Here is a 23,597-nt window from a genome sequence, read left to right as displayed (position 1 = left end):
ACCTGCGTGTCGCGGGGAGGAGTTCCCGTGACCCATTCCCCGAGTTCCCTGTCCCCGATGCAGCCGACCGCGCCGCGGCCGCACCGGGTGTGCGCGATCCGCGGCGGGACCGTCCGGTTCGCCGAACGGGTCGTCCTGGCCGGGATCGACCTCGTGGTCGGTCCGGCCGAGCGGATCGCCGTGATCGGTGACAACGGCGCCGGCAAGTCGACGCTGCTGCGCGTGCTCGCCGGGACCGTGGAGCTGACCGCCGGCGAGCGGGCGGTCGAACTGCCCGGCGGTGTCGCGTTCGCCGAACAACAACCCCGGATCCGGCCCGATGCGACCGTCACGGACGCGCTCGACGACCTGCTCGGCGACATCCGTGCACTCGAGGCCGAGACCCAGCGCGCCGCCGAACGACTGGCGGCGGCCGGCCCCGACGAGCGCGGCGGACTGCTCGCGCAGCTCAGCGCCGCCGTCGACCGGTTCGAGGCCCGCGACGGGTATCGGCTCGACCAGCGGGTGGACGCGGGCCTCGACCGGCTGGGGCTCGGCGGCCTCGACCGGTCCCGGCCCGTGCACACACTCTCCGGCGGCGAACGGGCCCGGCTTGCGCTCGCCGCCGCGCTGGCGTCCGAGGCGGAGCTGCTGCTGCTCGACGAGCCGACCAACGACCTCGACGACGCCGGCATCGCCTGGCTGGAGGACCGCCTGGACGCACACCGCGGCGCGCTGGTGGTCGTCACCCACGACCGCGCGCTACTGGACCGGCTCGCGACCGACATCGTGCACGTCGAGGACGGCACGCTGCGCCGATACGGCGACGGCTACACCGGATACCTCACCGCACGGGCGAGCGAACGCCGCCGGCTCCTCGACGAGTACGAGGCATGGCGGCAGGACCTCGCCCGTCAGCAGGCAATCGTCGCCGCCAACGCGTTCCGGCTCGACGCGATACCGCGGAAGGCGGAACGTGCGGTCTTCGGCCACGGCGCGTTCCGGGCCCGCGGCCGGGACCACGGCGCGATGGGACGGATCCGGATGGCGAAGGAGCGGCTCGCGCGGCTGCGCGGCGACCCCGCACCACGGCCCGCCGACCCGCTCCGGTTCACACCCGCCTTCACCTCCATTCCGACCTCCACCTTGACCTCCACCGCGGCCTTCAACGGACCGGCCGCCGCGTCCGCCGGTGCCGCCGAGGAGAAGGCCGTGCTGATCCGGGCGGACGGTGTCCGCCTGGACGACGGCGGGCCGAGGCTGCGGCTGGACGCGCTCGAGGTGGCGCCCGGCGACCGGCTGCTGATCTCCGGACCCAACGGCGCCGGGAAGACGACGCTGCTGAACGTCCTGGCGGGCGAGCTCACACCCCGGCTGGGGACCGTCTGGCGGCGAACCGGCATCCGCGTCGCCTGGCTGCGGCAGGACGTCACAACCGGTACACCGGCGACGCTCCTCGACGCGTTCGCCGACGCCACCGCCGCCTACCGGGACGACGCCGCCGGCGCACTGCTGCGGCTCGGCCTGTTCCACCCCGACGACCTGCACCGGCAGGTGGCGCAGCTGTCGGTCGGGCAGCGCCGGCGCCTCGAGGTCGCGCTCGCCGTCACCCGCCCCAGCGACGTGCTGCTGCTCGACGAGCCGACCAACCACCTGGCCCCCGAACTGCTCGAACAGCTGGAGGACGCATTGCGTGACTACCCCGGCGCCGTACTCACCGTCACCCACGACCGGCGGTGGCGCTCGCGGGCCGGCGCCTCGGCCGCGACACGGCAGGTCCACGTCGCGCCGGGCGGCCTGGTTCGTATGTCCGGCTCCGCGCTTGCATAGGGTGGGCGGCGTGGCGCTGCGACTGGTCCAGGTGAACCTCAAAGCCCGCGACGACGCGGCACTCGGCCGGTTCTGGGCGGCGGCGCTCGGCTGGGTCGCCCGCGGTGGGCACGGCGCGACCAGCGCCGCACCCGAAGGGTTCGACTGGACCGACCCCGACGCGCCCGTCTGCGTCGACGCCATTGCCGTCCCGGACCCCTCGACGGTGCACTACCGCGCGCACCTCGAACTCGCCACCACCTCCGGTGCCCATTACCTGCAACTGGTCGCACGCCTGCAGGAAATCGGTGCGACGCTCGCCGACGTGGGGCAGGGGGACGGCCGGCGGACGGTGCTGGCGGACCCGGAGGGCAACGAGTTCTGCGTCCTGGAGCCTCGGGAGCTGTACCGGGGCACCGGGCCGATCGGCGCGGTCGCCGTCGACTGCGCCGACCCGCAGATCATGGCCCGCTTCTGGGGCGAGGCGATGGGCTGGACCGTGCACGAGGCGACCGGCGACCGTGCGCTGCTGCGATCGGCGAACGGCACCGGACCGTTCCTGGAGTTCGCTCGCACACCCCACCTGCCAGGCGCACGGCACCGGGCGCACCTCGACGTCGTGCCGTACTGCGGCGACACCCAGCAGGCGGAGGTGGCCCGCCTGCTGGGCCTGGGCGCCTCTCCCGCGGACGTCGGGCAGGGCGATGTCTCGTGGGTCGTTCTCACCGACCCGGAAGGCAACGAGTTCTGCGTCCTCGCCCCCGCGTGACGTTCAGCTCACACCCGTGGCCCCGGGACGTAGTGGGCGAGGTACGCGAGCAGCTCCGGGTCGAGGTCACCGGCGCGGCGCTGCTCATCGATCGCGGTAGCGAGCCGCGCCTCGATCAGGAACCGGTACGCGAACAGCCCCACTGTCGGCGCGCACCAGTACACGGTGTCGCGTCCGTAGTGCGGCCCTGGTTCATAGGTGAAGTCGTCGGCGGAGCACACCACGCAGCTGCCGCCGTCGCGGTGCAGGTACAGGTACCACACGATGCAGCTCTGCTGGTCACGGAGGAACAGGACCATCCGGTCATCCGGATGCACGGGGCTTGGCAGCGGCCCGGTCACGTCGGTCCAGCAGGCGTGGTGCCCTTCGCGGTCCAGGAGGCGGTGCAGGTTCGCGCGGGTGATGAGCGCGACGAAGTCCGCCGGCAGCGTCAGACCGTCCGCGGCCAGGTCCGCCGCGATCGGGTCGGTCACCGCGGTGCGGTAGTCCAGTGGTTCGCCGACGTCGCCGAACCAGGAGAAGTCGCCGGTGAACGACGCCTCGTCCAGTCGCGGCAGCGTGTGCAGCGGGTACGCCTGGAACCAGGCGAAGGTCCGCTGCCGCCTGTCGTACGGCCGGTACTGGCCGAGACCGACCCCCGGCCAGAACGCCTCAAGACGCACCGCGGCCGCCCCGGCACCGACCTGACGGAACCCGTCGTCCACGTCACCGGCGTCACCGGCGTCACCGGCCGGCTGGCCGGTGTCGTCCGCGGCGCGGATGGGGCGGGGAACGACCTGCCCGTTCCGCTGCGGCAGCTCCGGCAACCGCAGGTCCGGGAGGCCGAGCTCATCGGGCGGGCTGACGTGGCCGGGCACGTCCCGGGGGAGCGGCAGGGGAGTGATGTCGACGAAGACGTCACCGACGTCGCGCCGCTGCACCGGCCACCGCGCGTCGATGGCGCGAGCCGCCGCCGTGCACGCCGGGCACTCGCCGGGGCGGCCGCCCCACATGCCGAACTGGGAACCCGTCATGTCCGGCCGCTCGATCCCGCACAGCGTGGCGCGGAACAACCCGTACGCATGCCGGCGCGGGTCGGCCAGCATGTCCGTGCACGCCGCCTCCCACCGCAGATCCCACCGCTGGTAGATCGCCCGCGACACCTCGCCATCCACATGTCCGAGTCGGGTGTCCGCGTGGCACCACGTGCACACCCACGTCTCGCGGAACCACCGCGACGGCGGGAGATCCCACCGCACCATCTCCCGATCACACACATGACAGAGCACGGCGGGATTCTGCCATCACAAACCGGAGCCAACGGGATAACCGGCGGCGGTCTGTGCGGGCCGGTGGGATCATGCGCGGATGAGGTCGAGGCTGCGGAAACTGCACATCGACGAGCAGGAGTACACGTGGACGGCGCAGATCCGCGCCGCGTCCGGCCCGGACGGCCGGCAGCACCGGTGCATCCGCATCCGCGTGTGGGGCGCCGGCCGGACCGGCTGCGCGCTGGAGGCCGACCTGGCCGTTCGACGTCAACCGGTCGCCGCCGAGGAGGACGCGTACCCGTACCCGGCCGCCGCGGACGTCCGGGCGCTCATCGATTACGGATTACGTGCAGGCTGGGAACCGCAATCCCGCGGGGGCACTTTCCAGGTCACGTCGGCCGCTGACGTGGCGCTGCCCGGGTTCGTCGTCACCGACGTGGCGTGGGCCGGCGAACGACACCGGTGACCTGCCGGGAATCGTGGTGCCGGCGGCCGGGCGGGCGACCTATGCTCGTCCGGCGCCGCCGTCCGACATGGAGGAGCCGCCGATGCCCCACGTGACGCTCCACGTTCTCGAAACCGACCTCGCCGGGCGAGAGGCCGGCCTCATCAGGGAACTCACCGACGCCGTCGTGTCCGTGTACGGCGAATGGGCCCGGCCGTCGGTCGACGTCAGGCTCATCGGCATCCCGGCCGGGCGGTGGGCCCGCGGCGGAGTGCCGGTCGCCTCTGCCGCGCCGTCGGTCACCTTCGGCATGCGTGAGGAGGTGTTCGCCCGGCCGGACGCCGCCGGTGTCGTCGCGCGGCTCGTCTCGGCGTTCACCGATGCCGTCACCGCCGTGTTCGGCGACGACTGCCGCGACGAGGTGCTGGTCGAGCTCGTCGGTCAGCCCACGTCCCGGTCGGGTCTCGGCGGCGAGGTGATCAGCGGCGGGTAGCGCGTGCACGCCCCGCCGGATGCCTGCCGCTGTGCTCGTGCCGAGCCGCCGGGCACGAGCACAGCGGGTCGCGTCACGCGACGGCGGTCCCCTCCAGTTCGACGAGCTGACCCGGGATCGCGAGCCGGGTCACGCCGAGCATCGTCGTGGCAGGCGCCACCTTCGCGGCGCCGAGCCGGGAGGCGAGGACGCCGTAGTGCGGGAACAGCAGGTCGACGTCGGTCGTGTACACGTTCAGCCGGACCAGATTCTCCAGGGACATGCCGGCCTCGGCGAGGACGGCCTCCAGGTTGTCGAGGCTCAACGCAAGCTGCGCGGCCATGTCACCGTCGTGCACGGGACGGCCGTCGGCGCTCATCGCGGTCTGCCCGGAGCAGTACAGGGTGCGGGTCTCCCCGGAGACGAGCTCACCCTGGTTGAATCCCATGTCGAGCGACCAGGCGACCGGGTTGACCGCCGTTCGTTGCAATGCCACATCTGCTCCATTCGGATCGGGTGGACGGGCGGGCCGTCCGTGGTGATGAGCCTGCCAACGAATCACGACATCCTGTGTCGTGTATTGCAGGAAGGTTCCCGGATGCGCGCCGACCGGCTGGTTTCGCTGGTGCTGCTGCTCCGCCAGCGCGGACGGCTGTCCGCCGCGACCCTCGCCCATGAGCTGGAGGTGTCGACCCGCACCGTCCTGCGCGACATCGAGGCGCTGTCCGCGGCCGGTGTCCCCGTGTACGCCGAACGCGGCCGGCACGGCGGGTTCATGCTGCTGCCCGGCTTCCAGACCGAGCTCACCGGCCTGAACCACGACGAGGCGCTCGCCCTGCTGGTCGCCGGTTCCCGCAGCGGCGCGCAGGCGTTCGGGCTCGGGTCGGCGCTCGCCTCCGCGATGCGCAAGGTCGTGGACGCGCTGCCGGAGAGCTACCGGACCACCGCGGCGGGCGCGGTCCAGCGGCTGCTGATCGACCCGGAGACCGACCTCCTCGCGCGCCGGCAGGTCGGCGAGGAGGTCCCCGACGCGGTCATGGCCGAGGTGCGCCGCGCGGTCCTCGCCGGCCACAAGCTGCGCATCCACTACGCGCCGGTCCGCCAGAGCCCGACGTGGCGCACCGTCGACCCGGTCGGCCTCGTCACGGTCCGCGACCAGGGATACCTGCTGGCCACGAGATCCGGCGCGGACCGCACCTACCGGCTGTCCCGGATCGTGGCCGCCGAGGAGCTCGACGAGCCTGCCGAGCGGCCCGACCGCATCGACCTGGACCGTGCCTGGCAGGAACGCAGCACCCGGTTCCGGACCGGCGGCGACCAGGTCACCGTCCTGGTCCGGCTGCACCCCGCCCGCCGGGAGGACCTGGCCGGCACCGCCCTGGCCGTCCTCACCGAAACCACCGACGAGGACGGCTGGCTGCGGATGGAGGTCACGTTCCAGGACGCCCGGCACGCCGAATGGGCGCTGTGGCAGCTCGCCACGAACGCCGAAGCCCTGACCCCGCAATGGCTGCGCACGTCCCTGCGCGACCGCGCCGCCGCCATCGCCGCCCGCTACGCGGAACCAGCCTGAGCGGGACGCGACGCCGCGCCCCGTCGCCGGGCAGGCCCGGTCTCGTCGTCCCTGCGCCACGCCACCAGAGGTCGCTTCCGTGGACGCTGAGACCCACGCCAAGGCGTCCCGGCCGAGAATTGTCGAATGCGGCACCCGACAATGCGGCTCCGGCAACCGGACGACCTCGACACCTGCATCGAGATGCTCAGGGCCGTGCACGAGACCGACGGATACCCGCTGCGCTGGCCGGCGGACCCGCGCCGCTGGCTCAACCCGCCGCACCTGCTCCAGGCCTGGCTCGCCGAAGACCCCACCGGTGCCATCGTCGGCCACGTCGCCGTCCGGCACCTGCACGACGGCGGCGGTGACGTTGCCGCGCACACCGGACGGGCGGACCTGTCCCGGCTGTACGTCGCCCCAGGGGCACGCCGCCGCGGCGTCGCCGGGGCGCTGGTTGCCTGCGTGGTGTCGTGGGCGGCCCGGCACGGCCACGTGCTGACGCTCGACGTCACCGAGGAACGGCGGTCCGCGGCCACGGCCTTCTACGAGGCGACCGGCTGGCGGCACCTCACCACGACGGACGCGGACTGGGTCGCCGACGACGGCAGCCCGGTCAGACTGCGCCGCTACGTCCTGGACCCGGCACCGCGGACCCGAATGTAGATTCCGGCAATGGATCTTTCGATGTTGCAGGCACGGGCCGCTGAGATCGCCGCCATGTACGACGAGCACAACACCGCCGCGGGGCGGGGTGCGTGGACGACAGGTGACCTGGCGCTGGGGTTCGTCGGGGATGTCGGGGACCTCGCCAAACTGGTCATGGCGGTGGACGGGCGGCGGGAGATCCCGGACGCCCGGGACCGGCTCGGGCATGAGCTGGCGGACTGCCTGTGGTCGGTGCTCGTGCTCGCCGACCGGTACGGCGTCGACCTGGTCGCGGAGTTCGGGCGGATGACCGACGGGATCGAGCGGCACCTGACCTGACCACCCGGCGGGCGGCAAACGATCCGGGCGCGGAAACAAAGAAAGGCAAGGAGAAACGCTCCCTGCCACTTCCAACGTATATCGCACCCCGGGGCTTGCGGCAAGACCACGGGCGTGCGGCAGAATGCTCCATTCGTGGCGAATGGGGGATTTCATGCGTGACGTGATCATCGCCGGGGGTGGGCCGACGGGGCTGATGCTCGCCGCCGAACTGCGGCTGCACGGCGTCGACGTGATGGTGCTGGAGAAGGAGCCGCAGCCCGCCGCGTACGTGAAAGCGCTCGGGCTGCACGTGCGCAGCATCGAGCTCATGGACCAGCGGGGACTGCTGGAACGGTTTCTCGACAACGGGCGGCGGTCCCCGGTCGGCGGGTTCTTCGCCGGGATCACGAAACCGGCGCCGGCGTTGGACACCGCCCACGGGTACGTCCTCGGCATCCCGCAGCCGGTGACCGAACGGCTCCTCGCCGAGCACGCCACGGACCTCGGCGCCGACATCAGACGCGGCCGTGAGGTCGTCGGGCTCGCGCAGGACCCGGACGGGGTGACCGTCGACCTCGCCGACGGCACCCGGCACACGGCACGGTTCCTGGTCGGATGCGACGGCGGGCGCAGCACCGTCCGCAGGTTGTCAGGTATCGCGTTCCCCGGCGAGCCGAGCCGCGCCGACACGCTGCTCGGCGAGATGGAGGTGACCGCGGCGCCGGAGACGGTGACCAGCATCGTCGCCGAGATCCGTAAGACGCAGCTGCGGTTCGGGCTCGGACGGTCCGGTGACAGCGGCCCGTACCGGGTCGTGGTGCCCGCGGACGGGGTCGCCGAGGACCGCGGCGTGCCGCCGACATTGGAGGATTTCCGGAAACAGTTGCAGGTATTCGCCGGCACCGACTTCGGGGTGCACTCGCCGCGGTGGCTGTCGCGGTTCGGCGACGGCACCCGGCACGCCGAACAGTACCGGGCCGGACGGGTGTTCCTCGCCGGCGACGCCGCGCACGTCCACCCACCGCTCGGCGGGCAGGGACTGAACCTCGGCATCCAGGACGCGGTCAACCTCGGCTGGAAACTCGCCGCGGCCGTCGGCGGGTGGGCGCCGGACGGGCTGCTCGACACGTACCACGCGGAGCGGCACCCGGTCGCCGAGGACGTGCTGGACAACGTCCGGGCGCAGACGGAGCTGCTGCGCACGGAGCCGGGCCCGCAGGCGGTGCGCCGGCTGCTGGCGGAGCTGATGAGCTTCGAGGAGGTCAACCGGCACCTCATCGAGAAGATCACCGCGATCTCCGTCCGGTACGACCTGGGCGGCGGCCACGATCTCGTCGGCCGGCGGCTGCGGGACGTCCCGCTCAAGCAGGGCCGCCTGTACCAGCTGATGCATGCCGGCAGGGGACTGCTGCTCGACCAGACGGGCCGGCTGTCGGCCGGAGGCTGGGCGGACCGCGTCGACCACGTCGTCGACGTCAGCGACGACCTCGACGTGCCGGCGGTGCTGCTGCGCCCCGACGGGTACGTCGCGTGGGCCGGCGACGACCAGACGGACCTCGACAGCCGCCTCGGGACGTGGTTCGGGGCGGCCACCTGACCAGCAGGATGCCACCTCGGCGTCCACCCGCGCTGCCGTGCAGGACCGCGCCAGGATCGGCGCAGCACCGCATAAGATCCATGCCCATGACGGGGACACTCCTGGTGACAGGCGCGACCGGTTCGCTCGGGCGGCGCGTGTACGAGCAGGCCACCGCCGGCGGATGGACCGTCACCGGCACCTGGTTCGCGAACCGGGCCCGCGGCGGCGACGTGCGCCTCGACATCCGCGACCGGCCGGCGATCGGCGCGCTGCTGCGCGACACCCGCCCCGACGTCATCATCCACACGGCCGCGGGACGGGACCGCGGCGACTGGGCGTCCATCGCCGACGGCGCCGCCAACGTCGCGGTCGCCGCCGCCGGCATCCGGCTCGTGCACATGTCCAGCGACGCCGTGTTCTCCGGCCGGGAGATCCACTACGACGAAACCGCATTACCGTACCCGACATACCGGTACGGCGCGGCGAAGGCCGCCGCCGAGACCGCCGTCGCCGCGATCCACCCGGACGCGGTGCTGGTCCGTACCTCGACGATCCTCGGCGACGGCCGGGGCGCGCACGAGGTCCTCACCCACGACCTGGCGTCCGGACGGGTGCAGGGGGCGCTGTTCACCGACGAGATCCGGATGCCGGTCCACGTCGACGACCTCGCCGCCGCGCTGCTCGAGGTCGCCGCCGGCAGCCACCGCGGCGTGCTCAACATCGCCGGTCCGCAGCCGATCAGCCGGCACGAACTCGGCCTGCTCGTCGCCGCCCGCGACGGCCTGGACCCCGCGACGATACCGGCCGCCCGCAGCAGGGACCTGTTCCCGAACCGGCCGCTGGACGTGCGGCTCACCAGCGCTCTCGCCGAGTCGATGCTGCGGGTCAGGCTGCGACCGGCCGGCGAGTTCATGGCCGGGCCTGCTACCGTCGCCGGTGACCGACCCGACCCGAGGAGGTGAGACCCGTGCACGTGGTGACAGGACGGGTGCTCCCTTCCCCGATGGTCGAACGGCTCACCTGACCCAGGTGACCGGCCGGGGCGCCCGCGACACGGCATCCCGGAAGGCAGCACACCTGTGCGGTACATCTCCAGCACGACCGTCGACGGCATCTGCGGCAGGCAGTTCGTCCTCGGCGACATCCCCGGCACCCTGTGGACCCCGGCCGGCGGGGGCGGCGGACCGCTGATCCTCATCGGGCACGGCGGACGCCAGCACAAGGCCGCACCCGCCGTCGTCGCCGGCGCGCGCCGGTTCGTGACCGGGCTCGGCGCGGCCGTCGCCGCGATCGACGCACCCGGGCACGGCGACCGGCCCCCGATCACCCCGCCGTGGCACGGCCGGCGGCCGAGCCTGCCGGAGGTCGTCGCGTTCAACGCGGCGCTCGCGGCGCTCGCCGTGCCCGACTGGCAGGCCGTCATCGACGCGCTGCCGGACGGGCCCGTCGGGTACTGGGGAACGTCCCTCGGCGCCGGGATCGGCATCCCGCTGGCCGCGGCCGAACCCCGCATCGGCGCCGCCGTCCTCGGTCTCGCCGCCGGCCCGCTCGACGCGGCGGCGGAGGTGACGGTGCCGGTGGAGTTCCTGCTGCAGTGGCACGACGAGCTCGTGCCCCGCGAGCAGGCGCTCGCGTTGTTCGACGCGCTCGGGTCCGCGGATAAGACGCTGCACGCGAACCCCGGCGGGCACGGAGACGTCCCGGCGTTCGAGCACGACAGCTCAGTGCGGTTCTTCGCCCGGCACCTCGGCGACCCGCGCGTGTAGGTGCATGTCGTGCCAGCCGTCGGTGTGGCGGGCCTCGCCGCGTTTCGTGCCCTCCAGCGCGTACCCGGCGCGGCCCGCGACCCGGCACGACGGCACGTTCGCCGTCGAGTGGCAGACCTCGACCCGGTGCAGGCCGAGCGTCCCGAACGACCACCCGGTCAGCGCCGCCAGGGCCCGCCCCGCGACGCCCCGGCCACGGGCGGACGGCAGCACCCAGTACGACACCTCCGCCAGCCCTTCGGCGAGGTCGATCGTGCGGAGACTGATCTGCCCGGCGACCCGGCCGCCGGCGGTGACGGCCCAGCCGGCGCCGGTCTCCGCCCGCCAGCGCGCCGGCCAGCGGGCGATCCAGTCGCGGGCCTCCGCGGCATTCATCGACCGGCAGTGCCAGCGTTGAATGTCAGGATCGGAGTAGGCTTCGACCACCGCGTCCACGTCGGCGGGCAGCCACGGCCGCAACCGCAGGCCGTCGCCGTCCAGCACCGGCTGAACGGATGCGGCGAGGGTCCCTACCGGCAGTGCCGGTGTCACGAGCGACGGCATGCCGCCGACGGTAATTGACGGCAATACGGAAATCGAAAATCGGTAACGACGCCGCCCTGCCATCCATCAGCGTAGCGCCGTCGCGGGGCCGGTGACGTCGTCGGACAGAGCGGCGTCGTCAGGCGGTCGCTGGGGGGACGCAGCCGTCGGTGACGCTGGCCTCGGCGGCGGCGATCACCGCGTCGAGTCGGTCCCGGGTGGCGGTGAGACCGGCGACCTGCGCGTCGATCCGGCTCCGCTCCTCCGCCAGCAGCCGCAGGGTTTCCGGGGTCGCGTGGCCGGTGTACACGCACGGCAGCAGGTCCAGGATGCGGCGGCTGGACAGGCCCGCCGCGTACAGCTGCTGCACCAGCATCACCCGGTCGACGGCGCCGTCCGGGTAGTGGCGCTGCCCGGACGGGCTGCGGTCCGCGCCCAGCAGGCCCTGCTCCTCGTAGTAGCGCAGCGCCCGCACGCTGACGCCCGCCCTCGTCGCGAGCTCCCCGATCCGCACCTGCGACCCTCCTCACGCCCAGCACACTTGCCTCTGACGTCAACGTCAGGTTTTAGCGTAACCGGCATGGACATCAACGGATCGGTCGCGCTCGTCACGGGCGCCAACCGCGGCCTCGGCCGGCACTTCGCCCAGGAGCTGCTCAACCGCGGCGCGACCGTGTACGCCACCGCACGCGACCCGCGCACCGTCGACCTGCCCGGCGTGCGGGTGCTGCGGCTGGACGTCACGGACCCCGGCAGCATCGAGGCAGCCGCCGGCGTCGCGAAGGACGTGACACTTCTGGTGAACAACGCGGGCGTCGCGACGTACACCAACCTCCTCGGCAGCCCGCTCGACGCCGTCCGCCTGGAGATGGAGACGCACTACTTCGGGACCCTGCAGGTGATCCGGGCGTTCGCGCCGGTCCTCGCGGCGAACGGCGGCGGCGCGATCCTCAACGTCCTGTCGCTGCTGGCATGGGCGAATTACGACGGCGCGAATTCCTACAGCGCCGCGAAGGCCGCCCAGTGGAGCCTGACCAACGGGGTGCGGCTCGAGCTGGCGAAGCAGGGCACCCACGTCACCGGCGTGCACCTGGGCGCCGCCGACACCGACATGATGGCCGGCTGGGACGTGCCGAAGCTCGACCCCGCGTTCGTCGCGGCGACCGCCCTCGACGGCGTCGCCAATGGCTGGACCGAGGTGCTGGTGGACGACGCGAGCCGCGCGGCGAAGGCCGCACTCACCACCTGACGGCGCGAGCGACGCACTCACCGCCTCATGACGTGAGGCGGCCGGCGAGATCGGCAATCCAGCGTGAAGACGTGCGCGGTCACCGCCTGCGGTCGTGGTAACGGTCCAGGACGTCGAGGGCGTCCTGGACCCGCCCGCGCCGCAGCAGCAGCTCCGCCAGCAACGTCGCCGGCGCAAGCCCGGCCGGGTCCGACAGCGCCGCGATCGCCTCGTCCTCACGGCCCTGCCCGGCGAGCAGCTCACCGAGCCGCGCCCGCACCGACGGCAGGTCATGGTCGGGGCAGGCCCGCAGGGCGGCGACCGCCTCGGGCACCCGACCACGCTCGACGAGCAGCTCCACCCGGATCATGAGCAGATCCACGTCGTGCGTGTCCTCCAGCAACGCCAGGGCCGCGTCCGGGGCGAATCCGCCGAGGGCGTGCAGGGCGCACTCGGGATCGTCGCCGCGGGTGGCGAGCTCGGTCAGGATCGCGACCGCCTCCTCGATCCGGCCGTTGCGGCTGTACAGCTGAGCCAGCGGCACCCCGTCGAACGGTTTGAGCACGTCAGCGGCCCCCTCGACGTCACCCTGCCGCTCCAGCACCTCGGCCAGCCACATCGTGAGGCGGCCGTCGCGGTAGCCGCGGCAGGCGACGTCGGCCGCCCAGTCCCGCAGGTCACCGGCCCGGCCGTGCCGGTGCAGCAGCCGCCCCGCCTGATCCAGCACGTACGGGGCGTGCGGCCGCAGCACCGCGACCGCCTCATCCACCGCGTCCCGCCGCTCCAGCTCCGCCGCGACCACCCCCGCCACGTGCGCCGAACCGCCGGCCAGCGGCTCCAGGACCGCGAACGCCTCGCCGCCGCGACCCGCCGCGGCCGCCACCTCGAACAGAGCGGCGGCCACCCCCGCCTCGCCCAGCCGCGGTACCAACAGCGCGAACACCTCCTCGACGCGGCCCTGCGCACCGAGCAGCGCCGCGACCTCCCGCGCCACCCGGTGATCGTCCACCCACGGGGTGAGCAGCGCCAACGCGTCACCGGTCCGCCCCCGCCCGTGCAGGGCGGCGGCGCGGGCCCGCAGCACCGGCAACCAGCCCGCGTCGGTGAACCGGTCCAGCGCGGCGTCGTCCGGGTCGTGCTCAGCGAGCACCTGCGCGCAGCCCTCGTCGCCCGCGGCGGCCCGGACCCGGAGGATCCCGGCGTGCCCGAGCCCGGCGAGCCGCCGCGCGATGCCGACAGGGACCCGCCGGTCACGGATGAACCGCGCATGCACGTCCATCCCGGCAACATATCGGCACCGGCCGCTGTCCCGTGTCCCCGCCACGGCACCGCCGACGTGTTGGCCACCGCTTGTCCAGTCGTCCTGTGCCGCCGGTGTACGTGGAGCCGGCGCTCCTTGGTCAGGCGCTCACCAGCGAGACGGCCAGCGCCGCCATGACGACGGCGATCGCGGCGTCGACGACCCGCCACGCCGCAGGGCGGGCCAGCAGCGGCGCCAGCCGGCGGGCACCGAAACCGAGTGCGGCGAACCACAGCAGGCTCGCGGCCGCCGCACCAGCGCCGAACGCCCACCGGTCCTGATGCTGGTGCGCGACGGTGCCGAGCAGAACCACCGTGTCGAGGTACACGTGCGGATTGAGAAACGTGAACGCCAGGCACGCCAGCAGCGTCGCCCGCAACGCCGCCGGCGGATGGTCCAGCGGGGTCAACGCGGCCGGTCGCAGCGCCCGGCGGGCGGCGAGGACCGCGTAACCGAGCAGGAACGCGGCACCCGCCCACCGCACGACCGTCAGGACGGCCGGCGCGCCGGCCACGACGACGCCGAGACCCGCGATCCCGGCGCTCATCAGGGTCGCGTCGGCGGCCGCGCAGATCGCCACGACCGGGCCGACGTGCTCGCGGCGCAGCCCCTGCCGCAGCACGAACGCGTTCTGCGCGCCGATGGCGACGATCAGCCCGAGCGAGAAACCGAACCCGGCCAGCGCGGAACCCACGCCGGTCAACGGATGCGCGCCGCCCGCCGCTCGGTGGCGGTGATGTAGCCGCGCAGCGCGTCCCGCGACCGGGACAGCGCGTCGATGTGCCCGTCGAGCCCGTGCAGCCTGGCGCGGAGCGTGTCCAGCAGCTCCGGGCACGGTTCGAGCTCGGGCACGGCACCGGAAGCGCACGGCAGCAGCGCCCGGATCTCCTGCGTCGACAGCCCGGCCTCCAGCAGGTGACGGATCTGCGCGACGGTCACCACCGCGTCGTCGGCGTAGTCGCGGTAGCCGCTCGCGGCCCGGCCCGGCTCCAGGAGGCCCTGCGCCTCGTAGTAGCGCAGCTGGTGCGCGTGCACGCCGGTGCGCCGGCTCAGCTCCCCGATCAGCATGAGCGCCCCCGCTTGACCTTCGACCGGTGTGAACGTTGACGATTCTGTCATGACGTTCGACCCGCGCGACCTGCTCGCCGCCAGCCGGCTCGGGGTCCTGGCCACCATCAAGGCTGACGGCCGCCCGCAACTGTCCCCGGTCATGCCGTTCTACGACCGCGCCGCCGGGGTCATCCTCGTGTCGATGACACAGGGCCGGGCGAAGACCGCGAACCTGCGCCGCGACCCACGGGCGACGCTGGAGGTCACCGGCGCCGACGGCAGGTCGTGGGCGACCGCCGAGGGCATCGCCACCCTCACCGGCCCCGGCACCGACCCGCACGGCCCCGAGGTCGAGGCCCTCGTCGACTACTACCGCCGCGCCGCCGGCGAACACCCCGACTGGGACGAGTACCGTACGGTGATGGTCTCCGACCGCCGGGTGCTGATGTCGATGACCGTCGACCACGTGTACGGCGCCGACCTCGCCTGACCCGACGCCGCTGTCACACCCGCAGCCCCCGTGCCTGCCGGTGTCGGCAGCCGGACCGCAGTAGCGTGACCGTACGTGACCGGGTCAGGCCGGTCGAACCGGCGGTGGGGCCTGCCGACCCCGAACCGGGTGAATCGCGACGACGCCAACGGTCCCTGCAGACAGCTGACGCATGCCTGCAGGGAGGGCCGCCGCGATGCAAGACCCCACAACCAGCCCCGTCGACCCCGACGTCGACCTCCACGTGCCCGCCGAGCTACGCCCGCACGCGCTGCCGGTCCTCGCCGCGATCAGCGCCGGGGGAACGCTCGGCTCCGCCGCCCGCTTCGGCCTCAGCGCCGCCTGGCCGCACCGCTCGGACGGGTTCCCGTGAGCCATCTTCGTGATCAACGTGTCCGGGTGCTCTGCTCATCGGCGTACTCATGGTCATCGTCACCGAGGTCGCCACCCGGCAACGGCTGCTGCGGGCGTTCCTTGGCGTCGGGGTGCTCGGCGGGTACACGACCTTCTCCACCTACGTCGTGGACATCCACCGGGCCGCGGTCGCCGCGCGGCCCGGCATCGGCCTGCTGTACCTCGCGGTCACCGTGCTCGGGGCGCTCCTTGCCGAATGTGCCGCCACCGCCACCATCAGCTGGCTCGTCCGGCGGGCCACGGGTGCGGTCCGGTGACGCTGCTGCTGGTCCTGCTCGGCGCCGCGGTCGGCGCGCCGCTGCGCTATCTCACCGACCGGACCGTGCAGTCCCGCCACGACTCCATCTTCCCGCAGGCCTCGGCGCCGCCTATCTCGGCGCGCTCGCCGCCGCGTTCTCGTGAGTCACACCCACGTACCGGCGCCGGACGTGGACCTGATCCGCCGCGACCTGGCAGGCTGGGTGGGGTGAACCTCGACGACCTGCCGACGTTGGCGGTGGCATCGGCGGCCGCGTTCGGTCTGGCGCTGCTGTCGGCGGTGGCCGGGTTCGGCGGCGGAGTCCTGCTGCTGCCCGTGTTCACGGCACTGTTCGGACTCCGCGTCGCGGTTCCGATGCTGACGTTGACGCAGGTGTCGAGCAACGCCTTCCGAGGGTGGCTGAACCGCCGGGAGCTGCACTGGCGGCTGATCGGCTGGTTCGCTCTGGGTGCGGTGCCACTGGCGGTCGCCGGCGGGCTGCTGCTGGCGCACGCGCCGCTCGGCCCGCTGAAACGGCTGCTGGGCGTGTTTCTCATCGGCGTCGTTGTCTGGCGGCGCCGCAACCCGCAGCCGCGCAAGCCCGCCGAGCAAAGCTTCGCCGTGGTCGGGGCGGCCTCCGGCCTGGGCTCGGCGCTGCTCGGCTCCGTCGGGCCGCTGACCGCCCCGCTCTTCCTCGCCTACGGGCTGACCCGCGCGGCGTACATCGGCACCGAGGCCGTCAGCGCGCTGACGATGCACCTGTCGAAGATCGCCGCGTACGGCACCGGTGATCTGATCACGAGCCGGGTGCTGCTGTTCGGGGCGGCGCTCACACCGGCCACCCTGGCCGGCGCCTGGGTCGGCAGGAAGATCGTCGGGCGGACCAGCGACCGCGTGTTCGTCGTCCTGGTCGAGGCCGGTCTGGTCGCTGCCGGTGTGCTGTTCCTGCTCGGTCTGTGACGCCGCCGATCCCCGCACGCCCCCGAGGCCCTCGTCGACCGCCACGGCCGCGCCGCTCGCGAACAACCCCGACTGGGACGAGTACCGTACGGTGATGGTCTCCGACCGCCGGGTGCTGATGTCGATGACCGTCGACCACGTGTACGGCGCCGACCTCGCCTGACGGCCTTTGCGGATTACCGGAAACCGTAATCCGAAATTCCCGGCAGGTCACACCACCCGTGTTCGCGGCAGCGGTCGTCCGCTGCACCGGCCCGGCGAGGGCGTCTGCATGTTGACCGGTCATGCGGCGGGCGGGGTCAGAAGGCGAAGGAGTTGAACGGCTCCGGGTCGGTGCGGAAGAGCCGGCCGAGGGCGGGGACGGCGCCGTCGTGGTGGGGACGGATGTGGCCGGCGGCGGCCAGCAGCGCCGCGGACATGCCGCCGAGGTACAGGGAGCCGAGCGCCTGGACGGTCAGCGTCAGGTCGGGCCGGGTCCGGGTGGGGGTGCAGGTCGCGCCGTCGGGGGTCGCCGACAGCCGCCACGTGCCGGTGTTGCGGGGGCACATCGGGTCGGCGTCGACGGCGATCGTGAGGTCGGCGGTGGTGTCGTACGACCGTGCGGTGAGCGCCGCCGGCAGGTCGAGGACGCGCAGCCACAGGTTGTCGGACTGGCGGGTGACCCGCAGGGCGCGCGGGTTGCGCAGCATCCACCGCAGCGGCTCGTCGGCGGGCCGGGTCGGGGCGGTGACGCGCCGGGTGAGGTCGAAGTCGGTCAGCAGCATCCACATCGCCCGGTACGCGTCCACGGAAGCCGCCTGCAGCGCGTCGACGACGAGGGTGCCGGTGTGCTCGACGAGCGGCGTCCACGGCAGCCGGAAGTTCGCGACGCCGTCGACGTCTCCCTGTGGGCAGCGGTGGATGAGGTACCGGGTGGGGCCGTCCGGGCCGGTGGCGTCGTCGCTGAGCCCGTCCCACTTGCCGGGCACCGGTCGCAGCTCGCCGACCTGCCGGCGGCGGGCCTCCTCGTGGACGCGGGGCCACGCCTGCCGGGTGGTCGCGGCGTCGACGAGCTCCAGTGACCCCGCGGGCGGGTCCGCGTCGGCGAACGCGGCCTCGGCGCGGTCCAGGTCCCAGCGGGTCCGCCGGGTCGCGGGCGCGAACCCGTACCGGCCGTAGATGCCGCCCTCGCTGGCGCTCAACGCGGCGAGCGGCTCGCCCCGGTCGAGGGCCTCGTCGAACATCGCCTGCATCATGCCGCGCAGCAGGCCCCGCCGCCGGTGGGTCGCGATCACCGCGGTCGCGGTCACCCCGCCGAACGGCACCTCACGCAGGCCGGGGACGGTGATCGCCAGCGACAGCATCGCCGAGCCGCCCACGACCTTGCCGCCGTCGAACGCGGCCTGCGGGTGGAAGTGCCCGGCAGTGACGACCTCCTCGACCCAGCGGGCCACCTGTTCCGGTGTCGCCGGCCGGTTCGGCGGCGGCCACGCCTCGGGCCCGCCGTGCCACGCCGCCGGCGCCGGCTCCCAGTGCGGCAGCCCGTTGACGTACGGCAGCACTCGCAGGTACGCGGGCGCCTCGTCCCGCGTGACGGGCCTGATCTCGATCGTCATAGATCCGATCCTGCGGAGCCGCTCCGGCCGCCGCAACGCAAAAAACGGCTCACAGCCTGCGGTGCGGGTCGAAGAGGAAGGCGGCGACGGCGCGAAACAACAGCGGTATGGGGGTGTAACGGCCGGCGGACACGATCGCGGGAAGTCCGGTGCGGGTCGGTGGAGAGGACGGGTCAGGTGCGGTCGACGCCACGGTTTCTGCAGGGTGTGTACCCGTTCGTCGGGAAAGGGATCGACGCGCCGGTGGCGGTCGACGCGGCGCTCAGCTACACCGTGCCGGTCGGGGTGGTGACGCAGACGGTGTACTTCCGCGGCGGCAACACCACCGACGAGCTGGTGTACGTGGTGCTGACCAGGGACGGCACGCCGATGCGGTACTTCCCGATCGGGGCGAAGAGCGACGTGCACGTGCCGCTGCGGGTCGTCGAGGACCTCGACGCCGGGACGGTCGTGGAGCTGCTCGTCGGCGCCCCGGAAGGCGTCAGCGGGGCGATCGTCGTGGACCTCGGGCTCGTGGAGGTCTGATGCAGCGACTCGTCGTCATCGGCAACGGGATGGCCGGCGCGCGGGTGGTGGAGGAGATCCTGGAGCGCGGCGGGCGGGACCGGTTCACGATCACGATGTACGGGGCGGAGCCGTACGGCAACTACAACCGGATCATGCTGTCGAACGTGCTGTCCGGCGCGGAGGACGAGGACGGCATCTTCCTCAACAGCCTGCCGTGGTACGAGGCGAACGGCATCGACCTGCGCGCCGGCGTACGGGTCGAACGCATCGACCGGTTCGCGAAGGTCGTCCTCGACGACAACGGCGACGAGCTGCGCTACGACAAGCTGATCATCGCCACGGGCAGCCGGCCGTTCATCCCGCCGATCGACAACATGCACCACCCGAAACGCGGCTACCACCAGGGTGTCTTCACGTTCCGGACGATCGACGACACCCGCGGCATGATCCGGTACGCGCGGGACCACGAACGCGCCGTCGTCATCGGCGGCGGGCTGCTCGGCCTGGAGGCCGCCCGCGGCCTGCAGGCGCACGGGGTCGCGGTGACGCTCGTGCACGCCGCCGGGCACCTGATGAACGCGCAGCTGGACGCGCAGGGCGGCGCGATCCTGCGGGCAGGCGTCGAGCGGCTCGGCATCACCGTCGAGCTCACCGCCCGTACCGAAGCGGTCGAAGGCAAGGAGAAGGTGCAGGGTGTCCGGCTCGCCGGCGGCCGGGTGATCCCGTGCGACATGGTCGTCGTCGCCGCCGGTATCCGCCCCGACACGACCCTCGCCGAGGTCAGCGGCCTGACCGTCGAGCGTGGCATCGTCGTGGACGACCAGCTGCGCTGCCTCGACGAACCCGACATCTACGCGGTGGGGGAGTGCGTGCAGCACCGCGGCGAGACGTACGGCCTGGTGGCGCCGCTGTGGGAGCAGGCGCGGGTCCTCGCCGACCACGTGACCGGGCGCGACGTGCACGCCGCCTACCACGGGTCGCGGACCGCGACGAAGCTGAAGGTCGCCGGCGTCGACGTCGCCGCGATGGGGATCAGCACGCCGGCGCCCGGCGACGAGTTCGTGGTGTTCGCCGAGCCGGGCCGCGGCGTGTACAAGAGCGTCATCATCCGCGACGACCGGCTCGTCGGTGCCACCCTCCTCGGCGACGTGTCGAAGGTCGGGTTCCTGATGCAGGCGTACGAGCGGGGGCTGCCGCTGCCGGAGGAACGGGTCCGGCTGCTGTTCGACCTCGGCGGGCCCACCGCCTCGGAAAGCGCCGCGGAGCTGGCCGGCGACGCGCAGGTGTGCAACTGCAACGGCGTCACCAAGAATGCGATCACCGAGGCGGTACAGGCTACGAAGACGCTGTCCGGGGTCATGGAACGCACCAGGGCCGGGAAGGGCTGCGGCTCCTGCAAGTCACTCGTGGCGCAGATCGTCGACTGGGCCGCGGGTGGCGCCGCCGAGCAGGACCCGTCCGCCGACTGGTACGTACCGGGCGTACCGATGCGGAAACCGGACCTCGTCGCGGCGATCCGCGCGCAGAACCTGCGCAGCGTCTCCGCCGTCTTCGACGCGCTCGCCGGCGGCGAGGAGGACGCGAAGAGCAAGATGGGGCTCGTGTCGCTGCTGCGGATGCTGTGGGGCGACGACTACGTCGACGAACGCGACGCCAGGTTCATCAACGACCGCGTCCACGCCAACATCCAGCGCGACGGCACGTTCTCCGTCGTGCCGCAGATGAAGGGCGGCGTCACCACCCCGGACCAGCTGCGCCGCATCGCCGACGTCGCCGACAAGTACGCGGTGCCGCTGGTCAAGCTCACCGGCGGGCAGCGCATCGACCTGCTCGGCATCCGCAAGGAGGACCTGCCGAAGGTGTGGGCCGACCTCGACATGCCGTCCGGGTACGCGTACGGCAAGAGCATGCGCACCGTGAAGACGTGCGTCGGGTCCGACTACTGCCGGTTCGGCCTCGGCGACTCCACCGCGCTCGGCATCGCGATCGAGTCCCGCTTCCAGGGCCTGGAGAGCCCCGGCAAGATGAAGCTCGCCGTCACCGGCTGCCCCCGCAACTGCGCCGAGGCGTACGTGAAGGACCTCGGCGTCGTCGCGATCGACGGCGGCCGCTGGGAGATCTACGTCGGCGGCGCCGCCGGCGCCCACATCCGCAAGGGCGACCTCCTCGCCACCGTCGGCACCCCTGCCGAGGTGATGCGCCTGACGGGCCGTTTCCTGCAGTACTACCGCGAAAATGCGAACTGGCTCGAACGCACCTACGCGTTCGTCCCACGGCTGGGCATCGACCGTCTGCGCGCGCTGATCGTCGAGGACAGCGAAGGGATCGGCGCCGGCCTCGACGAACGGATGGAGGCGGCCGTGGCCGCCTACCGCGACCCGTGGAAGGACGACCTCGACCCGGCCGTCCCCGGCCAGTTCCGCACGTCACTGCCGCTGGTCGCGCTGCCCCAGGTGCCGGTCCGATGACCGCGACCGCCGATCCCGAAACGGCCGCCACCAGCTACCGCCTCGGACCGGTCACGGACATCCCGGTCGGTGAGGGCCGCGCGTACGCCGTCGACGGCCACCAGGTCGCGGTGTTCCGGCTACGGCGCGGCGGCCTGCGGGCCGTGTCCGCCGTCTGCCCCCACGCCGGCGGTCCCCTCGCCGACGGCCTCATCGACGCGAAGGTCGTCATCTGCCCGCTGCATCAGCACGTGTACGACCTGGCGACGGGCTGCTCCACCACCGGCCAGCCCCCGCTGCAGGTGTACGCCATCCACGAGGACGACGGCACCCTGATCCTCACCGTGTGACGCCGGGTCGCCCCTGAACACACCGGTGCCCGAGCCGGGTTGTCCGGCTCGGGCACCGACGGAGTCGCAGCCGGACGTGTCATTGTCGGTCGTCGTTGCCCGTGTCGAGTGCGTGCGGCACCGCCGGTAGAGCGGCCGGGCCGCACGCGGTCAGGACGTGGGCGATCTGGTCGCAGGCGGCGGTGTGGCCGACGGCGGTGTAGCGGGTGAGCAGTTCGACCAGGCGGGACTGCTGGTACACGGCCGCCGGGGTCCGCAGCCGATCCACCAGGTCGCCGGTGGGCCGGCCGGCGTCCAGCAGGGCGACGAGCTCGTCGAGGAGCTGGTCTGCGACGCGGACGGCGTCCGGGGTGAGGTCGAGGTCGGGCAGCACGTCCAGCCACGCGGCGACCTCCGCGGCGAGGGTGGTGTCGGTGATGTCGGAGACGATCGGGCGCAGGTCGCCGAGCATCCTCTCGATGGCGACGAGCTGGTGATGGTCGCGATAGTCGTCGGTACCGCACAGCTCCTCGAACCGCCGGCTCATCTCCGACGCAGACTCACCCGGCTGAATGAAGTCGTCGTCGGTGACCGGCAGGGCACGCAGGCGCGCGGCGGCGGCGACCGCGTCGGCTCTGCTGAACCCGAAGGCGTCGAGTGCCCGCCGGGCCACCTCGTCCGGGTGCAGGATTGCCGGCAATGCAATCGCGGGTGCGAGGGACCGCAGGTACACGAGCTCCCGGACCGCGAACTCGACCGGGTAACCGTCCTCGAGGGCCCAGCTGATCACCGCCGCGGCCAGGGCGACGTCGGCGCGTGGCCGGTTCCGGGGCAGCCCCAGCTGGTCGAAGTGGACGTCGGCGACGGCCGACTCGATCAGCGACAGCCACCAGTACACCGGCTGGTAGTCGGCGGGACGGTGGGCCAGGAGCCACTGGTGTCGGCCGGCCGGGTCGGTGGCGATCAGGTCGGGGATGAGGTCGCTCATGCGGTGAGGCGGCGCAGGGCGGCGTACGCGGGCGGGCCCCAGGTGGGTTTGCCGCCGGGACGGCCGTGGACGCCGTTGTCGCCGATGATGATGCCGGACAGGACGCGCAGGACAGCGCAGCCGCGGGCGCGGCGCAGGGTCGCGGCGTCGGGCCGGTAGGCGTCGAGGCAGCGGTCGGCGGCGCCGTCGGGCAGCAGCAGCCAGGCGGCGGCGAGGTCGTACGCGGGGTCGCCGGCGCACAGGTCGCCGAAGTCGACAACGCCGCAGAGGGCGCCGCCTTCGGTGAGGACGTTCGCCGGATGCAGGTCGGCGTGCAGCCACACCGGCGGCCCCGACCAGCCCGGTGCCGCGACGGCGTCGTCCCACACCGCCTGTACGGCTTCCGGATTGTCGATAAGTCCCTGCTCGGTGACGTACGCGAGTCCCCTCGCGAACCCGGGCGCGCGTTCGGCGAGCGGGCCGCCGCGGTCCCGGCCGGCGGGTGCCTCAGGCGGCGCGGGCTGGTGCAGCGCCGTCAGGAACTCCGCCAGCACCGGCGCCGAACCGGTGACGGGCGCCAGGTCGGCCGGTGTGCCCGGCACCCACGTGGTGATCAGCCACGGGCGCGGGAACAGCGACGACGGCTCGCCGAGCCGCTGCGGGACGGGCACCGGCAGCGGCAGGCGCGGGGCGAGCGACGGCAGCCAGGTGTGCTCCTTGCGGAGCAGGTCGTCCGCGGACCCGGTCGCCCACGGCAGCCGGACGGCGAGGTCGTCGCCGAGCCGCCACAGCTGGTTGTCCCAGCCGCGGGCGCCGAGCCGCACCGGGCGGTCGGCGAGGTCCGGGTGCTGGTCGCGGACCAGGTCCAGGACCAGGTCCGCGGTGATCTCGGTCGTGGCGTGGGTCATGTGGGGTGACAGTAGCGGCTGAGACACCGCTCAGCTGGCCTCAGGGAAGTCA

27 protein-coding genes and 2 pseudogenes are annotated in these 23,597 nt (G+C 73.1%); 19 read left to right on the top strand and 10 right to left on the bottom strand.

The window, feature by feature from the left end; all coding sequences use genetic code 11:
- The first annotated feature begins 57 nt into the window (after window positions 1-57).
- Together ABD332_RS26940 and ABD332_RS26935 are read left to right on the top strand one after the other, a co-directional pair.
- Complete coding sequence (locus tag ABD332_RS26940; protein ID WP_425552298.1) at window positions 58-1,809, top strand: ABC-F family ATP-binding cassette domain-containing protein; 1,752 nt, start codon at window positions 58-60, stop codon at window positions 1,807-1,809.
- 10 nt (window positions 1,810-1,819) lie between these two features.
- A complete protein-coding gene (locus ABD332_RS26935; protein ID WP_344504920.1) occupies window positions 1,820-2,557 on the top strand; it encodes a VOC family protein in 738 nt (245 codons plus the stop codon).
- An 8-nt stretch (window positions 2,558-2,565) separates the two neighbouring features.
- Here the strand turns inward: ABD332_RS26935 and ABD332_RS26930 are convergent, their stop codons facing one another.
- Window positions 2,566-3,699, bottom strand: a complete 1,134-nt coding sequence (locus ABD332_RS26930) for a hypothetical protein (protein ID WP_344504918.1) — start codon at window positions 3,697-3,699, stop codon at window positions 2,566-2,568.
- Window positions 3,700-3,904: 205 nt separating this feature from the next.
- Here ABD332_RS26930 and ABD332_RS26925 point away from each other — a divergent pair, with 205 nt between their 5' ends.
- Window positions 3,905-4,273 carry an integrase gene (locus ABD332_RS26925; RefSeq protein ID WP_344504917.1) on the top strand — a complete coding sequence of 123 codons (369 nt, stop codon included), beginning with the start codon at window positions 3,905-3,907 and terminating at the stop codon, window positions 4,271-4,273.
- 82 nt (window positions 4,274-4,355) lie between these two features.
- Entirely contained in the window at window positions 4,356-4,745 is a 390-nt protein-coding gene (locus ABD332_RS26920) for a tautomerase family protein (RefSeq protein WP_344504916.1), read from the top strand.
- 73 nt (window positions 4,746-4,818) lie between these two features.
- On the opposite strand, the gene ABD332_RS26915 is transcribed toward ABD332_RS26920, so the two are convergent.
- A complete protein-coding gene (locus ABD332_RS26915; RefSeq protein ID WP_344504915.1) occupies window positions 4,819-5,220 on the bottom strand; it encodes a RidA family protein in 402 nt (133 codons plus the stop codon).
- Window positions 5,221-5,322: 102 nt separating this feature from the next.
- Here ABD332_RS26915 and ABD332_RS26910 point away from each other — a divergent pair, with 102 nt between their 5' ends.
- The 6 genes from ABD332_RS26910 (at window position 5,323) to ABD332_RS26885 (ending at window position 10,590) form a co-directional block, all read left to right on the top strand.
- Window positions 5,323-6,297 (top strand): helix-turn-helix transcriptional regulator, encoded by a 975-nt coding sequence (locus ABD332_RS26910; protein ID WP_344504914.1) that lies wholly within the window; start codon window positions 5,323-5,325, stop codon window positions 6,295-6,297.
- Window positions 6,298-6,423: 126 nt separating this feature from the next.
- Window positions 6,424-6,942: a GNAT family N-acetyltransferase gene (locus tag ABD332_RS26905; protein ID WP_344504913.1), complete on the top strand. Its 519-nt coding sequence runs from the start codon at window positions 6,424-6,426 to the stop codon at window positions 6,940-6,942.
- A 21-nt stretch (window positions 6,943-6,963) separates the two neighbouring features.
- Window positions 6,964-7,263 (top strand): nucleoside triphosphate pyrophosphohydrolase family protein, encoded by a 300-nt coding sequence (locus ABD332_RS26900; protein WP_344504912.1) that lies wholly within the window; start codon window positions 6,964-6,966, stop codon window positions 7,261-7,263.
- 154 nt (window positions 7,264-7,417) lie between these two features.
- A complete protein-coding gene (gene rox, locus ABD332_RS26895) occupies window positions 7,418-8,842 on the top strand; it encodes a rifampin monooxygenase (RefSeq protein ID WP_344504911.1) in 1,425 nt (474 codons plus the stop codon).
- Between the two features lie 86 nt (window positions 8,843-8,928).
- On the top strand, window positions 8,929-9,786 hold the full coding sequence (locus ABD332_RS26890) for a sugar nucleotide-binding protein (protein WP_344504910.1): 858 nt from the start codon (window positions 8,929-8,931) through the stop codon (window positions 9,784-9,786).
- 117 nt (window positions 9,787-9,903) lie between these two features.
- Complete coding sequence (locus ABD332_RS26885) at window positions 9,904-10,590, top strand: alpha/beta hydrolase (protein WP_425552289.1); 687 nt, start codon at window positions 9,904-9,906, stop codon at window positions 10,588-10,590.
- On the opposite strand, the gene ABD332_RS26880 is transcribed toward ABD332_RS26885, so the two are convergent.
- Both ABD332_RS26880 and ABD332_RS26875 read right to left on the bottom strand, forming a co-directional pair.
- Window positions 10,546-11,133 (bottom strand): GNAT family N-acetyltransferase, encoded by a 588-nt coding sequence (locus ABD332_RS26880; RefSeq protein ID WP_344504909.1) that lies wholly within the window; start codon window positions 11,131-11,133, stop codon window positions 10,546-10,548. The genes ABD332_RS26885 and ABD332_RS26880 overlap by 45 nt on opposite strands.
- Window positions 11,134-11,251: 118 nt before the next feature.
- The gene (locus ABD332_RS26875) at window positions 11,252-11,626 is read right to left on the bottom strand and encodes a MerR family transcriptional regulator (protein ID WP_344504907.1); all 375 of its coding nucleotides are present in this window, start codon (window positions 11,624-11,626) and stop codon (window positions 11,252-11,254) included.
- A gap of 66 nt (window positions 11,627-11,692) precedes the next feature.
- On the opposite strand from ABD332_RS26875, the gene ABD332_RS26870 reads away from it, so the two are divergent.
- On the top strand, window positions 11,693-12,361 hold the full coding sequence (locus ABD332_RS26870; protein ID WP_344504906.1) for an SDR family oxidoreductase: 669 nt from the start codon (window positions 11,693-11,695) through the stop codon (window positions 12,359-12,361).
- 79 nt (window positions 12,362-12,440) lie between these two features.
- On the opposite strand, the gene ABD332_RS26865 is transcribed toward ABD332_RS26870, so the two are convergent.
- The 3 genes from ABD332_RS26865 to ABD332_RS26855 all read right to left on the bottom strand — a co-directional run bounded on the left by ABD332_RS26865 (window position 12,441) and on the right by ABD332_RS26855 (window position 14,708).
- Entirely contained in the window at window positions 12,441-13,619 is a 1,179-nt protein-coding gene (locus tag ABD332_RS26865) for a tetratricopeptide repeat protein (RefSeq protein WP_344504904.1), read from the bottom strand.
- A 121-nt stretch (window positions 13,620-13,740) separates the two neighbouring features.
- On the bottom strand, window positions 13,741-14,334 hold the full coding sequence (locus ABD332_RS26860) for a LysE/ArgO family amino acid transporter (protein ID WP_344504903.1): 594 nt from the start codon (window positions 14,332-14,334) through the stop codon (window positions 13,741-13,743).
- 5 nt (window positions 14,335-14,339) lie between these two features.
- Entirely contained in the window at window positions 14,340-14,708 is a 369-nt protein-coding gene (locus ABD332_RS26855; RefSeq protein ID WP_344504902.1) for a MerR family transcriptional regulator, read from the bottom strand.
- A 49-nt stretch (window positions 14,709-14,757) separates the two neighbouring features.
- Between ABD332_RS26855 and ABD332_RS26850 the strand changes: the two genes are divergently transcribed.
- The 5 genes and pseudogenes from ABD332_RS26850 to ABD332_RS26825 all read left to right on the top strand — a co-directional run bounded on the left by ABD332_RS26850 (window position 14,758) and on the right by ABD332_RS26825 (window position 16,955).
- On the top strand, window positions 14,758-15,180 hold the full coding sequence (locus tag ABD332_RS26850; RefSeq protein WP_344504901.1) for a PPOX class F420-dependent oxidoreductase: 423 nt from the start codon (window positions 14,758-14,760) through the stop codon (window positions 15,178-15,180).
- 196 nt (window positions 15,181-15,376) lie between these two features.
- Window positions 15,377-15,851 (top strand): annotated as a pseudogene (locus ABD332_RS60100) (fluoride efflux transporter FluC).
- A pseudogene (locus tag ABD332_RS26835) lies at window positions 15,848-15,946 on the top strand (fluoride efflux transporter CrcB); the annotation flags it as partial. The pseudogenes ABD332_RS60100 and ABD332_RS26835, both read left to right, overlap by 4 nt.
- A gap of 114 nt (window positions 15,947-16,060) precedes the next feature.
- A complete protein-coding gene (locus tag ABD332_RS26830; RefSeq protein ID WP_344505246.1) occupies window positions 16,061-16,792 on the top strand; it encodes a sulfite exporter TauE/SafE family protein in 732 nt (243 codons plus the stop codon).
- Window positions 16,767-16,955, top strand: coding sequence for a pyridoxamine 5'-phosphate oxidase family protein (locus ABD332_RS26825; protein ID WP_344504898.1), 189 nt, complete (start codon window positions 16,767-16,769; stop codon window positions 16,953-16,955). The genes ABD332_RS26830 and ABD332_RS26825 overlap by 26 nt, the downstream gene beginning before the upstream one ends.
- A 136-nt stretch (window positions 16,956-17,091) precedes the next feature.
- Here the strand turns inward: ABD332_RS26825 and ABD332_RS26820 are convergent, their stop codons facing one another.
- A complete protein-coding gene (locus ABD332_RS26820) occupies window positions 17,092-18,387 on the bottom strand; it encodes a GNAT family N-acetyltransferase (RefSeq protein ID WP_344504897.1) in 1,296 nt (431 codons plus the stop codon).
- Between the two features lie 177 nt (window positions 18,388-18,564).
- Here ABD332_RS26820 and ABD332_RS26815 point away from each other — a divergent pair, with 177 nt between their 5' ends.
- Genes ABD332_RS26815 through ABD332_RS26805 form a run of 3 tightly spaced genes read left to right on the top strand, consistent with a single transcriptional unit; the run spans window position 18,565 to window position 21,691 of the window.
- On the top strand, window positions 18,565-18,912 hold the full coding sequence (locus ABD332_RS26815) for a molybdopterin oxidoreductase (RefSeq protein ID WP_344504896.1): 348 nt from the start codon (window positions 18,565-18,567) through the stop codon (window positions 18,910-18,912).
- The gene (nirB, locus tag ABD332_RS26810) at window positions 18,912-21,362 is read left to right on the top strand and encodes a nitrite reductase large subunit NirB (RefSeq protein WP_344504895.1); all 2,451 of its coding nucleotides are present in this window, start codon (window positions 18,912-18,914) and stop codon (window positions 21,360-21,362) included. Before ABD332_RS26815 ends, nirB begins: the two co-directional genes overlap by 1 nt.
- On the top strand, window positions 21,359-21,691 hold the full coding sequence (locus tag ABD332_RS26805) for a Rieske (2Fe-2S) protein (protein ID WP_344504894.1): 333 nt from the start codon (window positions 21,359-21,361) through the stop codon (window positions 21,689-21,691). The genes nirB and ABD332_RS26805 overlap by 4 nt, the downstream gene beginning before the upstream one ends.
- Before the next feature lie 79 nt (window positions 21,692-21,770).
- Here the strand turns inward: ABD332_RS26805 and ABD332_RS26800 are convergent, their stop codons facing one another.
- Complete coding sequence (locus ABD332_RS26800; RefSeq protein WP_344504893.1) at window positions 21,771-22,658, bottom strand: hypothetical protein; 888 nt, start codon at window positions 22,656-22,658, stop codon at window positions 21,771-21,773.
- Window positions 22,655-23,545, bottom strand: coding sequence for an aminoglycoside phosphotransferase family protein (locus ABD332_RS26795; protein WP_344504892.1), 891 nt, complete (start codon window positions 23,543-23,545; stop codon window positions 22,655-22,657). The genes ABD332_RS26800 and ABD332_RS26795 overlap by 4 nt, the downstream gene beginning before the upstream one ends.
- Window positions 23,546-23,597 lie beyond the last annotated feature (52 nt).

Origin of the sequence: Dactylosporangium maewongense (assembly GCF_039531485.1) — a bacterium.
Taxonomy (GTDB): domain Bacteria; phylum Actinomycetota; class Actinomycetes; order Mycobacteriales; family Micromonosporaceae; genus Dactylosporangium; species Dactylosporangium maewongense.
Note: the sequence above shows the minus strand (reverse complement) of the source record. Positions and strands in the feature narration are given on the sequence as shown.